Annotated in this window: 1 protein-coding gene; it reads right to left on the bottom strand. The window is 64.3% G+C overall.

The features are described 5' to 3' along the window. The coding region (locus AC1DYI_RS38025) for a PHA/PHB synthase family protein (protein ID WP_477209212.1) at nucleotides 1-554 on the bottom strand (554 nt) is incomplete at both ends.

Genomic DNA, 554 nt, shown 5'->3' with positions numbered 1-554 from the left:
AGCACCGCCAGCGCGGTCGACAGGATCGTGCCGCCGACGCAGAACCCCAGCGTGTCGATCGTCTCTTCGCCGGAGATCTCTTGCACCACGCGGATCGCCTGGATCGCTGCGTGCTCGATGTAGTCATCCCAGGTCTTGCTGGCCATCGACTCGTCGGGGTTGCGCCAGCTCACCACGAAGAGGCGATGCCCCTGCTCGACCGTGTAGCGGATCAGCGAGTTCTCGGGCTGCAGGTCGAGGATGTAGTACTTGTTGATGCACGGCGGCACGAACAGCATCGGCCGCTGGTGCACCTTGGCCGTCAGCGGCTTGTACTCGATCAGCTGGAAGAACTCGTTCTCGTAGACAACCGTGCCTTCGGTCGTGGCCACGTTGCGGCCGACCTCGAACACGCTCTCGTCGGTCTGCGAGACATGGCCTTGCTGCAGGTCGTGCACCAAGTGCTGGATGCCCTGGGCGATGCTCTCGCCGCGCGTTTCCAGCGCCTTGCGCTGGGCTTCCGGGTTCAGCGCCAGGAAGTTGCTGGGGCTCATCGCGTCGACCCACTGCTGCAC

The sequence above is a fragment of the Ideonella sp. P3_A4 genome, from assembly GCF_056403075.1.
Note: the sequence above shows the minus strand (reverse complement) of the source record. Positions and strands in the feature narration are given on the sequence as shown.